Origin of the sequence: Marinitenerispora sediminis (genome assembly GCF_003336425.1) — a bacterium.
Classification (GTDB): domain Bacteria; phylum Actinomycetota; class Actinomycetes; order Streptosporangiales; family Streptosporangiaceae; genus Marinitenerispora; species Marinitenerispora sediminis.
Map to the genome: position 1 here is coordinate 1 of NZ_QEIO01000137.1, position 14329 is coordinate 14329.

The following is a 14329-nucleotide window of genomic DNA, read 5'->3' on the forward strand; positions in this document are numbered from 1 at the left end:
TCCGCGTCCGGAGCAGGCCCCGCCGCCCCCGCCGCCGCACGGACGGCCACGGAGGCGCCTGGAGCGCTCCGGGCACGCGGACCAGGACTCCGTCGTTTCGGGAATGAACCGAACTACCATATGCCGAGTCCAACCCGACGAGACACGACAGCGACGCGACCGAGCAGACGGGCGAGCACAGCGATGGGCGACAGGCCAGACGGGGCGCCGGGAGCCGCGGCTTCCGACGACCACGACCGCACAGCGGTGTTCCGGCGCCAGCCTGGCGGCGGGATGCCAGAGGAGATCGAGAAGCTGTACCGGCCGCGCCGGTCCGAACAGGGGGCCGGTGCGGCCCCGCGGCCGACCCGCCGGATGCCGCCGGTCGAGGACATTCCCGACGGGCCCCGCAGCGCCCCCGGCGGCGGTGGCGGCCGCGACGGCCGCGGGCGCGGACGCGTCTACGACGGTTCCGGACGGACCCGGCGCGATCGGGAGCTGCGCCGCCGCCGGCGCCGCACTGTCGTCATCACCGTGCTGGTGCTCCTGGTCCTGCTGCCGACGGTCTTCTACCTCTGGGCCGACTCCCGGCTGCGGCGGGTGGAGGCGCTGCCCGACTACGAGGGCCGCCCCGAGAACCAGCCCGGCACCACGTACATGATCGTCGGCTCCGACAGCCGCGAGGGCCTGACCGACGAGGACATGCAGGACCTGCGGACCGGCCGCGCCGAGGGCAAGCGGACCGACACCATCATGGTGCTGTACGTCCCCACGAGCGGGCGCCCGTCCATCATCAGCGTCCCCCGCGACTCCCGGGTCGAGATCCCCGAGATCGGCGAGAACAAGATCAACGCCGCGTTCTCCGCCGACCTCGGCGGCGGACCGTCCACGCTGGTGCGGACCTTCGAGCAGGAGAGCGGCGTCCGCATCGACCACTACGTCGAGATCGGCTTCGCCGGCTTCGTGGACATCGTCGACGCGGTCGGCGGCGTGGAGATGTGCCCGGAGGAGCCGATGGAGGACCCCAAGGCGGGGCTCGACATCGAGGCGGGGTGCCAGGACATGGACGGCACGACCGCGCTCGGCTACGTGCGGACCCGCGCCTCGGTCCGCGCCGACCTGGACCGGATCCAGCGGCAGCGGGAGTTCTTCAGCGCGCTGATCAGCAAGGCGACCGACACCAGCACGCTCGTCAACCCGTTCCGGTCCATCCCGCTGGTCACCGAGGGGACCGAGACGTTCGACGTCGACGAGGGCGACCACCTGTCCGACCTCGCCTCCATGGCGCTGGCCATGCGGGAGGACCCGGCGACCACCACGATCCCCGTCGGTTCGACCCCGAACCATCCGGTCCTGGGCTCCGTGGTCGAGTGGGACGAGACCCTGTCCCAGCAGATGTTCACCGCCATGCAGAACGGCGAGGAGATCCCGGAGTCGGCGCTGCAGGACTGAGCCGCCCGCTCCGCGCACGAAAGGAGGGCCCGGCCACCTGGTCCGACAGGTGGCGGGCCCTCGACTGACGTGCCGGTCCGTGTGCCTACCCCCCAGTGGCCGCGCGGACTCGCGCGCCGGTGAACCGGCGCCCCACGTCCCCACCGACGCTAGCCGCCGCAGGGTAAAGCGCGTACAGCGATCGCCCCTCGAATAAGTCAACTCCGCGGGGCGCGGCGGGCCGCGAACGGCGAGGGCCGCCCCCGAGCACGTCGGGAGCGGCCCACCGGACGCCGGGCCGGATCAGGCCAGGCGCTTCTGCAGGTTCTCGTCCAGAGCGGCGAGGAACTCCTCGGTGGTGAGGAAGCCCTGGTCTCCGCCGACGAGCAGCGCGAGGTCCTTCGTCATCTGGCCGCCCTCGACGGTCTTGATGACGACGTCCTCCAGGGTCGTGGCGAACTCGATCACCGCGGGGGTGTTGTCGAGCTTGCCGCGGTGCTCCAGACCGCGCGTCCAGGCGAAGATGGAGGCGATCGGGTTGGTGGAGGTCGGCTTGCCCTGCTGGTGCTGGCGGAAGTGCCGGGTGACCGTGCCGTGCGCGGCCTCGGCCTCGACGGTGCGGCCGTCGGCCGTGCGCAGCACGGAGGTCATGAGGCCCAGGGAGCCGAAGCCCTGCGCGACGGTGTCGGACTGCACGTCGCCGTCGTAGTTCTTGCAGGCCCAGACGTAGCCGCCCTCCCACTTCAGCGCCGCCGCGACCATGTCGTCGATGAGGCGGTGCTCGTAGGTCAGGCCGGCGGCCTCGAACTTCTCCTTGAACTCGGACTCGTAGACCTCGGCGAACACGTCCTTGAACATGCCGTCGTAGGCCTTGAGGATCGTGTTCTTGGTGGACATGTAGACCGGGTAGTTGCGGTCCAGGCCGTAGTTCAGGCTGGCGCGCGCGAAGTCCTCGATGGACTTGCGGTAGTTGTACATGCCCAGCGCGACGCCGCCGCCCTCGGGGAACCGGGCGACCTCCAGCTCGATCGGCTCGCCGCCGTCCTCGGGCGTGTAGCTGATCGTGACGGTGCCCGGGCCGGGGACCTTGAAGTCGCTGGCCTTGTACTGGTCGCCGTGGGCGTGGCGGCCGATGATGATCGGCTTGGTCCAGCCCGGGACCAGCCGCGGCACGTTGGAGCAGATGATCGGCTCGCGGAAGACCACGCCGCCGAGGATGTTGCGGATGGTCCCGTTCGGGGAGCGCCACATCTTCTTGAGGCCGAACTCCTCGACCCGCGCCTCGTCCGGGGTGATGGTGGCGCACTTGACGCCGACGCCGTGCTCCTTGATGGCGTTCGCGGCGTCGATGGTGATCTGGTCGTCGGTGCGGTCCCGCTCCTCGATGCCGAGGTCGTAGTACTTCAGGTCGACGTCGAGGTACGGCAGGATGAGCCGGTCCTTGATGAACGACCAGATGATGCGGGTCATCTCGTCGCCGTCGAGTTCGACGACGGGGTTCTCAACCTTGATCTTGGCCATGGCGGTGTGGCTGTCCCTTCGTATCGGCTAGCCGTCATGTGGCTGGAGGCGGGAGCGCGGGACCCGGCCGTCCGCCGGCCCGGCCGCGTCGTGCCTCATGAGCTCGCCGCAAGAGCCCTGGTCGGCCCGGCCGCGGCGGGGTGCCGGGCCGGGGCGAAGGCTCCTTCGGTGAAACACGTCGGTATCTCGACATCAAGCTTATTAGAGGGCGCGGTCACAGTTGCGGGGCCACCCATGCCAAGACGATGAGCAGCACCGCGAGCGTGACGAGGGTGGCCACGTCGATCCAGCGGCGGCGCACGGCGAGCATCCCGACGCGCTCGGGCGGCAGGAAGGCCCGGAACACCGCGCCGAGCAGCAGGGCCCCGGCTATCAGCGCCGGGCCGCGCTTGAAGTACGCGGCGGCCACCACGACGATGCCCGCGGCCATGGTGGCGAGCACCAGGAAGTAGGGCACCTGCGTGAGCCAGCCGGGAACCTCGCCGCGCGGGTCCGGCCGGTCCGCTGGCTCCTCCTCGGGCGCGCGTGATTCGGGTGCTACCGCTGCCTCCACCGTTTTCTGGCTCACCGTAAACCTCACGCTAGCGCACAACCATTTGCGGAACAGGCCGTGGGGGCGACGCGCCTCGTGGCGCGGTCCGGCCACTCCCGATTATGCCGGGACCGAAACCCCGCCGTGCGCATGATCGTCGCCGCGAACCGCGGTGATCGACTACGTATCGTGACTGGACAGGGGCGGACGGCTCCGGTCGGCCGGAAGCACGTCCGCCGCCACTGGCTGTCGAATCGGTCACACGCACATCACCGACTCGACGGCCCGTATCTCCCTGAACATGGACATGTCCCTCTTGCCCCTCTGCCTTACCCATGAGTAAGCGCGTAGAAGTGGCGCCCCACGGGTAACCAGTCATGAGATGAGTGCCACGGTGAGCGAGGACAGCCCCCCAATGAATCCCACTCGACCAGCAACCCCCACGCGGCCTACGCCGGGTCAGGCACACCCTGTCACGCCCCGTCGCAAACACCCTCATCGGTCGCGCCCCAGTTTGGGAGGAACAACCGTGGACGGGCCCTATATACGGGTCGAGGAGAGCGGTGACATCCAGCCCCTGAGCAGCGAGGTCACCACGGTCGGACGCGGGCAGGGCGTCGACATCCGGCTGACCGACCCCAGCGTTTCCCAACTCCACGCCGAACTGATCCGGCGTGGACCCTACGTCTACGTCGTCGACCTCGGCCTCTCGCGCAACGGCACCCGCGTCAACGGCCGGCCGATCGCGCGTCGGGTCCTGGAAGAGGGCGACGTGCTCAGCTTCGGCGCCGCCCGATGCAAGATCGGCGGGCTCCCGCACGAAGAACTCAACCCCGATGTGGAGCTGCGCCGCGGCGCCGCGCCCGAGCTGACCCGGCGCGAACTCGACGTGCTGACGTCGCTGTGCCGGCCCGCGCTCTCCGACGAGGCGTTCGTCTCGCCGGCCACCGCCCGCGAGATCGCCGAGGACCTGGTGGTCACCGAGGCGGCGGTCAAGCAGCACCTGCTCCGCCTCTACCAGAAGTTCCGGGTACCCGAAGGCCCGAACCGCCGCACCCGCCTGGCCAACGAGGTCGTGGCCCTCGGCCTGGTGCGGCCCATGCCCGTGTTGGATCGGGAACGCAAGGCGAGCTGAAGCACAACGCGCAAGGCGAGCTGAAGCACAACGCTGAAGGCGAGCTGAAGCCCACACCGAAGGCAGCTGCAGCCATCACGCCGACGGCGAGCCGAACCCGCATCGCCGCAGGCGAGTTGACAGGCAAGGGGCCTCACCGCCCGGGGGCCCCTTGACCTCCCGTGACACCCTCCCGGCCGCTCCGCGCCGGCTACCGGCCCGCGGCGGAGCGCTCGGCCGCCTCCACTACGTTCACCAGCAGCATGGCGCGCGTCATCGGCCCCACACCGCCCGGGTTCGGGGAGAAGTGCCCCGCGACATCGCGGACGTCCAGCGCGACGTCGCCGACCAGCCCGGCATCGGTCCGGGTGACCCCCACGTCCAGCACCGCCGCCCCCGGCCGCACCATGTCGCGGGTGATGAGCCCGGGGACCCCGGCGCCCGCCACGACGATGTCGGCCCGGCGGGTGTGCTCGGCCAGGTCCCGGGTGCCGGTGTGGCAGAGCGTCACGGTGGCGTTCTCGCTGCGCCGGGTGAGCAGCAGGCCGAGCGGCCGGCCCACGGTCACCCCCCGGCCCACCACCACGACCTCGGCGCCCTTCAGCGGTACGCCGTAGCGGTTCAGCAGCTCCACGATGCCGCGCGGCGTGCACGGCAGCGGGCCCTCCTGCATCAGCACCAGCCGGCCGAGGTTGGCCGGCTGCAGGCCGTCGGCGTCCTTGTCGGGGGCGATGCGCGCCAGCACCCGCCCCTCGTCCAGCCCCCTCGGCAGCGGCAGCTGCACGATGTAGCCCGTACAGGCCGGGTCGGCGTTCAGCTCGTCGACGACCGCCTCGACCTCCGCCTGGGTCGCCGTGGCCGGAAGCTCCCGCCGGATGCTGTGGATCCCCACCTCCGCGCAGTCGCGGTGCTTGCCCGCCACGTAGGAGTGGCTGCCCGGGTCGTCGCCCACCAGGACCGTGCCCAGCCCGGGCGTCACGCCCCGGGCCTTCAGCGCGGTGACGCGTTCCTTGAGCTCCGCCCGGATCGCCGCGGCGGTGGCCTTGCCATCGAGAATCTGTGCGCTCACGGCCACCATTGTTCCATCCGGCCCGCGCCCGAGGGCGGTGGCCCGCACGAGCGTGCCGCGCCGCGGCCCCGCGCCGGCCCGCGGTCACGTCCCCGGCGGCCTCTCCTCCGCGCGGAAGTAGACCCGGACCGTCCCCGGCGCGTACACGACCACCACCTCGCGGCGCAGCCGGGGGGCGTCCGGCCGCGCGCCGGCGCACACCACGTACCCGGTCACCCCGTCGTCCTCGATGCCCAGCCGCTCCCGGGTGTCCTCGGGGACGTCGGTCTCGGGGTGGCGCACCACCGTCATACCCTCGGCGCCGCAGAACGCCATGGCGTCGACGTGGCCGGTCGTGAAGGAGCCCTGGTAGCGGGCCGTCCCTCGGTCGGTGTACGCGGCGGCGATGTCGAGGTCCCCGGCCGACTCGGGCACCTCCAGTTCGGCGAAGGCGCGCACGCCTTCGGAGGTCTCGGGCAGGGGCGGGCGGCCGCCCCCGCCCGCCGCGCAGGCGGCCAGCAGGGCCGCCGAGCACAGCACGGCGACCCAGGTCGCCCCACGATTGCGCATGCCTCAAGGGTAGGCGGCGGGTGCCCGGCGCCGGCGGCCGACTCCGGACGCCGGATCAGGGGGTAGCGGCGGCGGAGCGGGGGCACCGCCCCGCCGCCGTCTCGGCGGCCTCAGTGGAAGAAGTGCCGCGTCCCCGTGAAGTACAGGGTGATCCCGGCGCGCTCGGCGGCGGCGATCACCTCCTCGTCCCGCACTGAACCGCCGGGCTGGACCACGGCGCGCACCCCGGCGCCGGTGAGCACCTCCAGGCCGTCGGCGAACGGGAAGAACGCGTCGCTCGCGGCCACCGAACCGCGCACCCGCTCACCGGCGCGGGTGACCGCGAGGCGCGCGGAGTCGACCCGGTTCACCTGGCCCATGCCGACCCCCACCGTGGCGCGGTCGTCGGCCAGCAGGATCGCGTTGGACTTCACCGCGCGCACCGCCCGCCAGGCGAACGCCAGGTCGGCCAGGGTCGCGGCGTCGGCGGCCGCCCCGGCCCGCAGCTCCCACGCTTGCGGGTCGTCGCCCGGCGCGTCGATCGCGTCAGTCGTCTGGAGCAGCACGCCCCCGCTGACCGCGCGCGACTCCGGCCGCGCCGTGCGGTCCGGCGGAGTCACCCGCAGCAGCCGGATGTTCTTCTTGCGGGTCAGCGTCTCGATCGCGGCCGGCTCGAAGTCCGGCGCCACGACGACCTCGGTGAAGATCTCCGCGACCTGCTCGGCCATCGCCGCGCTCACCGGCCGGTTCACCGCGATCACCCCGCCGTAGGCCGAGACCGGGTCGCAGGCGTGCGCCTTGCGGTGCGCCTCGGCGATGTCCGCGCCCAGCGCGATACCGCACGGGTTGGCGTGCTTGATGATGGCCACGCACGGGTCGGCGAAGTCGTAGGCGGCACGCAGCGCGGCGTCGCCGTCCACGTAGTTGTTGTACGACATCTCCTTGCCGTGCAGCTGCTCCGCGCCGGCCAGTCCGGCGCCGGACGCCCCCTCGTCGAGGTACAGCGCGGCGCGCTGGTGGGGGTTCTCGCCGTAGCGCAGCGTCGCGGCGCGCCGGTGCGCGGCCGCGGCGAAGTCCGGCCATCCGGTCTCCCGCGCGACGTCGTCCGGCGCGTACTCGGCGGCGAACCACGACGCCACGGCGGCGTCGTAGCTCGCGGTGTGCGCGTAGGCCTGCGCGGCGAGCCGCCGGCGCTGCTCCAGGGTGAACCCGCCGGCCCGGATCGACTCCAGCACCTCGTCGTAGCGGCCCGGGTCCACCACGACCGCGACGCTGCCGTGGTTCTTCGCGGCGGCCCGCACCATGGCCGGACCGCCGATGTCGATCTTCTCGATGCACTCCTCGGGCGACGCCCCCGAGGCCACCGTCTCCCGGAACGGGTACAGGTTGACCACGACCAGGTCGAACGGCTCGATGCCGAAGTCGGCGAGCGTGGCGCGGTGCTCCGCCTTGGACCGGTCCGCGAGCAGCCCCGCGTGCACCTTCGGGTGCAGCGTCTTGACCCTGCCCTCCAGGCACTCCGGGAACCCGGTGACCTCCTCGACCGGCGTCACGGGGACCTCGATCGCGCTCAGCCGGGCGGCGGTCGAGCCCGTGGAGACGATCTCCACCCCGGCCTCCGCCAGGCCCAGGGCCAACTCCTCCAGGCCGGTCTTGTCATAGACGCTGATCAACGCACGCCGAACGGCCTGCTGGCTCACCGGTTCTCCTCTGTTCCGTTTCCGGGGTCGTCCGTCCCGCGGCCACCCGGACCGTCCGCGGAACCCGCGCGGCTCCGCGCGCCGGCGGCGCCCCACCTCACCCGCCGATTCTCCAGGGTCCAGTCCTCCCGGGCGAGGCGACCCACGACGTCGACCAACATCGCCCGTTCGACCTGTTTGATGCGCTCGTGCAGGCTGGCCACGTCGTCGTCGGGCTCGACGCGGACCACGACCTGCTCGATGACCGGGCCGGTGTCCACGCCCTCGTCGACGAAGTGCACCGTCGCACCGGTGACCCGCACGCCGTAGGCGAGCGCGTCGCGCACCGCGTGCGCGCCCGGGAAGGCCGGCAGCAGCGCCGGATGGATGTTGATGACGAGGTAGGCGCTCAGCACCTCCGGACCGAGGATCCGCATGAACCCCGCCGAGACGACCAGGTCCGGACGGTACTCCGCGAGCCGCTCGGCGAGTGCGGCGTTCCACCGCGACCGATCGGCGTAGGCGGAGAAGGGGGTGACGAAGGTCGGCACCCCCGCCTCGGCCGCCCGCGTGATGCCCTGCGTGCCCTCCCGGTCGGCCCCGACCGCGGCGATGGTCGCGCCGTACGCCGGATCGGACGCCGCGTCGAGCAGCGCGGCCATGTTGCTGCCCGTGCCCGAGATGAGGACGACTACTCGCGCCGACAGTGTGCTTCCTCCTCATGGGAAAGACCGTGCGGGGACGATGTCCCCGCCCCCGGGGGCGCGGGCCGGGCCCGCGCGGCGTCCGGGCCGTGCGTCCCAGGGCCCTCGGCGGTCCCAGGCGCACATGATAGAGCAGGGGCGACTGGACGATCCCCTGCTCGGCCAGCCTATCCCGCCGCCCCCCGCGGCCCAGCTGGCGGGGCCGGACGCGGGCGCGGCGCCAAACCGCCGGCGCCGGCACCCGGGGCTCCCCCGGCCGGCCCCGATCACCGCGTGACGCGAACCTCCTGGCCGGCGGGTAGCGTCTTACCAAGAGAGAACCGCCTTGCGCAGTAGAAGGAGCCCCCGTGACCAACGAGCCGCCCACGCAGGACGCCGACGGGCGCGAGCCCACCGTGGAACGAGGCGGCCTGTGGGGGCTGTTCTTCTCCACCGCGGGGCTGCTGCTGCCGCCCTTCGGTCTGCTGCTGTCGGTCTTCGGCATCAGCCAGGGCCACCGGGCCCGCCGCGCGGCCAAGGCCAGCAACGGGCAGGCCCCCGGCGCGCTGCTCAGCGTCGTCGTCGGTTGGATCGGCGTGGTGTTCTCGGTGTTCGCGATCGCCGGGTACGCCATGTTCTGGACGGAGTACTCCGCCTGGCGGGACTGCACCGCAGCCGCCCACACCGTCGCCACCCAGACGACGTGCGACAACGGCCTGCGCGAGAGCCTCGCCGAACGCACCGGCCTGCCCGCCGAGAGCATCCCGTCGCCGAGCGGGCTGTAGCCGCAGGTACGGCACCCCCTACCGGGCACGCGCCGAGGCCCCACCGGTGACCGGTGGGGCCTCGGCCGCTTCCGCCGCCGCACACCGCGGACCGCTGCCGGGCGGGCCGCGGCGCCCGACCCGGTCCACCGTCAGGTGCGGACCCGCGCCGCGGCGCGGAGCAGGTGGACGAACACCGCCACCAGGCCGATCGCCACGACGGCGAGTCCGATCAGCAGCACGGGGCCGAGCACCGTGGGAGCGGACGAGGAGGGGACCAGGAGCGAGGAGAGGAAGGCGGCGGCCGGGATGATGATCGCGACGGGCAGGGCCGCGGTGCCGAGGATCTTCTCCCCCCGGGTCCACCGGGGGCCGTTCCAGAGCATCACCACGCCCGCGATCCACCCCAGGACCGGCACGGCGAAACCGCCTGCGAACAGGATGAACACGGTCGCGATGTCGTAGAGGCGGTCACCGGAGGAGCGGGGCTCGGTCTCGGCGCGCGCCGCCGCGGCGACCTCCTCGGGGGTGCCCAGCTCGTCCAGAGCCGTGCGCACACCGGCCTCGTCGGCCTCGGCCGTCGTCTCGGCGAGGTGAGCCTGGACGTTGTCCAGCAGCTCGTTGCGCGTACCGGCCGGAAGGTCGGCCGCGGCACGGCGCAGCCGCCGCAGGTAGCGCTGGACGAGGGGGTGGTCGGTCTCGGTCATCCGGCTGCTCCTCGTGTCGAGTCGGGTGCTCATCTCAGTCCTCCATGAAGGTGTCGACAGCGTCGCTGAACTGCTTCCACTCGCCCCGGAACCTCTCCAGTGAGGCCCGTCCCTTGTCGGTGAGCGAGTAGTAGCGGCGGGGCGGACCGGAGGGGGACTCCTTCCACTCGGTGGCGACCATCCCATCGGAACGCAGGCGGGACAGCAGGGGGTAGATCGTCCCCTGCCCCGCTGCCAGCGCCTGGTGGGCCGCCAGTTCGCGCACCAGTTCGACCGCGTAGCGCTCCCGCCGGCCGAGCAGGGCCATCACGCAGTAGCCCACGGTGCCGCGCCGCAGCTGGCTCATGGTCTTGCGGGGAGGATCCGTACTCATGTCGAACATAGTACCTTGCACAGCAAGGTACCTTGCAAGCGAGGACGCCCGATTCCGTGAGCTGCCCCCCGCTGGGAGGCTGCCCGGCGGCACACCGCGGAGCACCCCGGCCGCGTCATCGCCGGCCGGCGGAGGTCATGGCCGGCGCACACGCCCGGGACGGTCGCGGCCGGCGGAGGGCTCCCCGGCGCGCGACGGCGAGACGGTCGCAGGCCGTTACGGGCGGGGCCGCCCGTGCGGCAGCGGCGGACCGGCCGCCCACGGAGACATTCCGGGACCGCGGAACCGCCACTCCTCGGCGGCGGCCGCCAGCCACGCGGCCGCGGGCGTCACCCGTCGGCGCCGGTCTCCGGCCCCGATTCCCGGCGGCTGAGGAAGGTGATGGACGCACCGTCGTCGAACCGCAGCCGCTTCAACCGGGTGGTCCGCGCCGACGCCGGGCGGTCCGGACTGTCGGCCGCTGCCGCGCCGCCGTCCCCGGAGACCGCCTCTTCGTCACCGTCCGCCCGGTCGGCCGCGTCGCCGACGCCCGCCTCGTAGCTGATACCGAACAGCCCGGCGGCGTCGTCCTCGTCGAGGTCCTGGCCCCCGCGCCGCCGGGACCACCAGGCGGTGACCGCCGCCGCCGGCCGGCGGCGCTCCCGGCGGCCGCCCTCCGTCGGCCGGGGCTTCGGCACAGCACCGTCCCCGCCGCGGTCACCGCCGTGCGGCGCATCGGGGTCCGCGGCGGCCGCGGCCCGCGGGCGCGGCACCCGCCGCGCCGCCCGCGCCAGGCGCCCGGACAGCTCCGCCGGCGCCCCTCCGGACGCCGCCGAGCGCGACCGGCGGACCTTGTCCGGCGCGGGCCGGTACACGGGCATGGCCGGCGGGCGGAACGACAGCCAGTTGGCCACCCAGGCCACGACCGCCGCGGAGACTCCCACCTCCAGCGCGGTGATCAGGCCCACCTGCCAGGCCGACGGCCCCACCTCCGCGAGCCGCTCGGCGCCGATCGAGCCGCCCGCGAGCACGGAGAGCCCGGCGCAGGCCAGCCCGGTGGTCACCCCGCACACCAGCCCCCACAGCGGCGCCGCCTCGCTGACCACGGTGGGCGCGCTGCGCAGGGTGAGGGCGCCGCCGACACCGCCCGCGACGAACGGCGCCGCCAACGCCACCAGCGAGGCGACCGGTGCCGCCCCGCTCTCGGGCAGCGCGGCGAGCATCGGAAGCTGCGGGAGGGGCCCGAGGGCCACACCGGTGGGCGCCACGATGGTGTCCGCGCCGACCGTGAACCCGGGGCCGACCGTGTACGACATCGCGAAGATGACGGCGTTGGGCAGGTACAGCAGCTGGATGACGAGCAGCAGCGCGCCGCCGACCGGTCCGGGCGCCAACTCCTGCGTGACGTCGACCGCCTCCCGCATGCTCATCAGCAGCGCGGCGAAGAACAGCAGCGCCCCGGAGACCAGCAGCGTGCTCGTGGCGCTGAGCGTGCCCACGAGCAGCGACCGCGGCCGGGCCGGCATGATGCCCAGCAGCCGGCTCCACGGGATCTCCTTGTCCTTCAGGAGCTGGCGCAGCACCCCCAGCCCGCCCGCGACGGACGCCAGCAGGAACCCCGAGGCGAGCGCCTGCACCATGCTCGGCCGCACCACCTCGGTCTGCCCCACCAGCGCCAGCGTCCCGGAGATCGCCGCGTAGGGCCCCGCGAGCGCGAGGGCGGCCTGGAAGACGTGCCGGAGCCGCGGCAGGTGGCAGCTGCGCGCCAGCCAGCGGCCCGAGCGGTAGAGCAGCAGCCCGGGCAGCACCAGCAGGCCGATGGGCAGCAGGCCGACGTGGCCGCCCGGGATGGCGAAGCCGGCGTGGTTTCCGACCAGCCACGCCTGGACGGCCACCCGGAAGACGTCGCCGATGTCCTCGCCGAAGGTGGCGTGCGGCGCGGCGACCCAGCCGATCAGCGTGAGGGTGACAAGCGTCGTCAACCCGATGCCCGCAGCTGATCCCGCCGCCATACCGCCGGCCGTGTACAGCGGCCGGGCGCCCGTCGCCGCCGCCGGCACCGAAGGCGCGGCCGACCGGCCGCGCGCCGCACCGGGCGCACGGCGGCCACCGTCACGGGACTTACCACGACGTACGGAAGAACCTGCGGGCGCACTCACCCGTCCATGCTCCCAGCCGGACCGCATCGGGCGAGTGAACCGGCCGGGCGTGTTGTCCGGGTGATTCGCGGTGGTTTGTGATACCGGACGGCTGACCGGGGGATCTCGCCCGGACCCGCGGCCGGCACCCGCTATCCGGCCCTCTGGAAAGGGAACTCCGCAGCCACCGAAATCCGTCGGCGGACGTGCCGACGTGTGTCTGCCGCCCCACTCACGGCCGGACAGGCGGAGAGGACCGCGACGCCCGCGCACCCCGGCGTGAAACCGGCTCCCCGGGGGGTACCGCGTCACGGGCCACGACGCGCCCCGCTCGCCGCGGGGGCCACTCGCCCGGTACCGGGCCGAGTACCACCGGGCAGGCCCCCATCGGGCGGTCCCCCGGCCCGGGGGGGGGGGAGAAAGGCGACGCCCGCCGCGTCTCGTCGACACGGCGGGCGTTCGTCAGCCGGACGGGCCCGTGGAGCGAGCCCGTCACTCAGAAGAGTTGGCGGGCCAGAGCAGCGGTCTCCGACGGGGTCTTCCCCACCCGAACACCAGCCGCCTCCAACGCCTCCTTCTTCGCAGCAGCGGTCCCCGACGACCCCGACACGATCGCCCCCGCATGCCCCATCGTCTTACCCTCCGGAGCCGTGAACCCCGCCACATACCCCACCACCGGCTTGGACACCGACGAACGCACGAACTCCGCCGCCCGCTCCTCCGCATCCCCACCGATCTCACCGATCATCACGATCGCATCCGTATCCGGATCAGCCTCAAAAGCCGCCAACGCATCAATATGCGTCGTCCCGATCACCGGATCCCCACCAATCCCCACCGCCGTAGAGAACCCGATATCCCGCAACTCAAACATCATCTGATACGTCAGCGTCCCCGACTTCGACACCAACCCGATCCGCCCCGGCTTCGTAATATCCGCCGGAATAATCCCCGCGTTGGACTGCCCCGGAGAAATCAACCCCGGACAGTTCGGACCAATAATCCGCGTCCGATTCCCCCGCGCCGAGGCATGCGCCCAAAACGCCGCCGTGTCATGCACCGGGATCCCCTCGGTGATCACCACCGCCAACCCGATCCCCGCATCAACCGCCTCCACCACCGCGTCCCTAGCGAACCGCGGCGGCACGAAGATCACCGACACATCCGCGCCCGTAGCCGCCATCCCCTCGGCCACCGACCCGAACACCGGCACACTCACCGGCCCGAACTCCACCGACGTCCCAGCCTTACGCGGGTTCACCCCGCCCACCACCTGCGTGCCCGAAGCCAGCATCCGCGCGGTGTGCTTGGAACCCTCCGACCCCGTCATGCCCTGCACCAGGACACGCGAGTCCTTGGTCAGAAAGATCGCCACGTGCTCTCGCCCTTCCCTACGCGTTCGCCAGCTCAGCGGCCAGCGCCGCGGCGCCGTCCATCGTGTCCACCCGACGCACCGAGGGATGCGCCCGATTCGCCAGGATCTCGCGCCCCAGCTCCGCGTTGTTACCGTCCAACCGCACCACCAGCGGCTTGGACACATCCTCACCCCGCGACTCCAGCAGCTCCAGCGCCTGCACGATCCCGTTGGCCACCGCGTCACACGCCGTGATCCCACCGAACACGTTCACGAACACGCTCTTCACCGCCGGATCACCCAGGATGACCTCCAACCCGTTGGCCATCACCTCAGCCGACGCGCCACCACCGATGTCCAGGAAGTTCGCCGGCTTCACCCCGCCATGCGCCTGCCCCGCATAAGCCACCACGTCCAACGTCGACATCACCAGACCAGCACCATTACCGATGATGCCGACCTCGCCATCCAACTTGAC

At 72.7% G+C, this 14329-nt stretch carries 13 protein-coding genes and 1 pseudogene; 3 read left to right on the forward strand and 11 right to left on the reverse strand.

Annotated features, from left to right (window positions below):
• Positions 1–183: 183 nt before the first annotated feature.
• Positions 184–1431 (forward strand): LCP family protein, encoded by a 1248-nt coding sequence (locus DEF28_RS21340; RefSeq protein ID WP_114399783.1) that lies wholly within the window; start codon positions 184–186, stop codon positions 1429–1431.
• A 282-nt stretch (positions 1432–1713) separates the two neighbouring features.
• Here DEF28_RS21340 and DEF28_RS21345 read toward each other — a convergent pair whose 3' ends face one another.
• Positions 1714–2931 (reverse strand): NADP-dependent isocitrate dehydrogenase, encoded by a 1218-nt coding sequence (locus tag DEF28_RS21345; protein WP_114399782.1) that lies wholly within the window; start codon positions 2929–2931, stop codon positions 1714–1716.
• A gap of 214 nt (positions 2932–3145) precedes the next feature.
• On the reverse strand, positions 3146–3499 hold the full coding sequence (locus DEF28_RS28145; RefSeq protein WP_181874399.1) for a DUF3017 domain-containing protein: 354 nt from the start codon (positions 3497–3499) through the stop codon (positions 3146–3148).
• 493 nt (positions 3500–3992) lie between these two features.
• On the opposite strand from DEF28_RS28145, the gene DEF28_RS21355 reads away from it, so the two are divergent.
• On the forward strand, positions 3993–4598 hold the full coding sequence (locus DEF28_RS21355) for an FHA domain-containing protein (RefSeq protein WP_114399781.1): 606 nt from the start codon (positions 3993–3995) through the stop codon (positions 4596–4598).
• A gap of 190 nt (positions 4599–4788) precedes the next feature.
• Here the strand turns inward: DEF28_RS21355 and DEF28_RS21360 are convergent, their stop codons facing one another.
• The 4 genes from DEF28_RS21360 to purN form a co-directional block, all read right to left on the reverse strand.
• A complete protein-coding gene (locus DEF28_RS21360) occupies positions 4789–5646 on the reverse strand; it encodes a bifunctional methylenetetrahydrofolate dehydrogenase/methenyltetrahydrofolate cyclohydrolase (protein ID WP_114399784.1) in 858 nt (285 codons plus the stop codon).
• 84 nt (positions 5647–5730) lie between these two features.
• Entirely contained in the window at positions 5731–6195 is a 465-nt protein-coding gene (locus DEF28_RS21365) for a hypothetical protein (protein WP_114399780.1), read from the reverse strand.
• Between the two features lie 110 nt (positions 6196–6305).
• Entirely contained in the window at positions 6306–7874 is a 1569-nt protein-coding gene (purH, locus tag DEF28_RS21370) for a bifunctional phosphoribosylaminoimidazolecarboxamide formyltransferase/IMP cyclohydrolase (protein ID WP_114399779.1), read from the reverse strand.
• On the reverse strand, positions 7871–8560 hold the full coding sequence (gene purN, locus DEF28_RS21375; RefSeq protein WP_114399778.1) for a phosphoribosylglycinamide formyltransferase: 690 nt from the start codon (positions 8558–8560) through the stop codon (positions 7871–7873). The genes purH and purN overlap by 4 nt, the downstream gene beginning before the upstream one ends.
• A 344-nt stretch (positions 8561–8904) precedes the next feature.
• On the opposite strand from purN, the gene DEF28_RS21380 reads away from it, so the two are divergent.
• Positions 8905–9321: a DUF4190 domain-containing protein gene (locus tag DEF28_RS21380; protein ID WP_114399777.1), complete on the forward strand. Its 417-nt coding sequence runs from the start codon at positions 8905–8907 to the stop codon at positions 9319–9321.
• 131 nt (positions 9322–9452) lie between these two features.
• On the opposite strand, the gene DEF28_RS21385 is transcribed toward DEF28_RS21380, so the two are convergent.
• From DEF28_RS21385 to DEF28_RS21405, 5 genes and pseudogenes are all read right to left on the reverse strand, one after another.
• Positions 9453–10040: an HAAS signaling domain-containing protein gene (locus DEF28_RS21385; RefSeq protein WP_147280218.1), complete on the reverse strand. Its 588-nt coding sequence runs from the start codon at positions 10038–10040 to the stop codon at positions 9453–9455.
• A gap of 1 nt (position 10041) precedes the next feature.
• Complete coding sequence (locus tag DEF28_RS21390) at positions 10042–10380, reverse strand: PadR family transcriptional regulator (RefSeq protein WP_233515460.1); 339 nt, start codon at positions 10378–10380, stop codon at positions 10042–10044.
• Between the two features lie 329 nt (positions 10381–10709).
• Complete coding sequence (locus DEF28_RS21395; RefSeq protein ID WP_449405549.1) at positions 10710–12341, reverse strand: cell division protein PerM; 1632 nt, start codon at positions 12339–12341, stop codon at positions 10710–10712.
• Positions 12342–12993: 652 nt separating this feature from the next.
• On the reverse strand, positions 12994–13872 hold the full coding sequence (gene sucD, locus DEF28_RS21400) for a succinate--CoA ligase subunit alpha (protein ID WP_114400927.1): 879 nt from the start codon (positions 13870–13872) through the stop codon (positions 12994–12996).
• Positions 13873–13888: 16 nt separating this feature from the next.
• Positions 13889–14329: pseudogene (locus DEF28_RS21405) on the reverse strand (ADP-forming succinate--CoA ligase subunit beta); the annotation flags it as partial.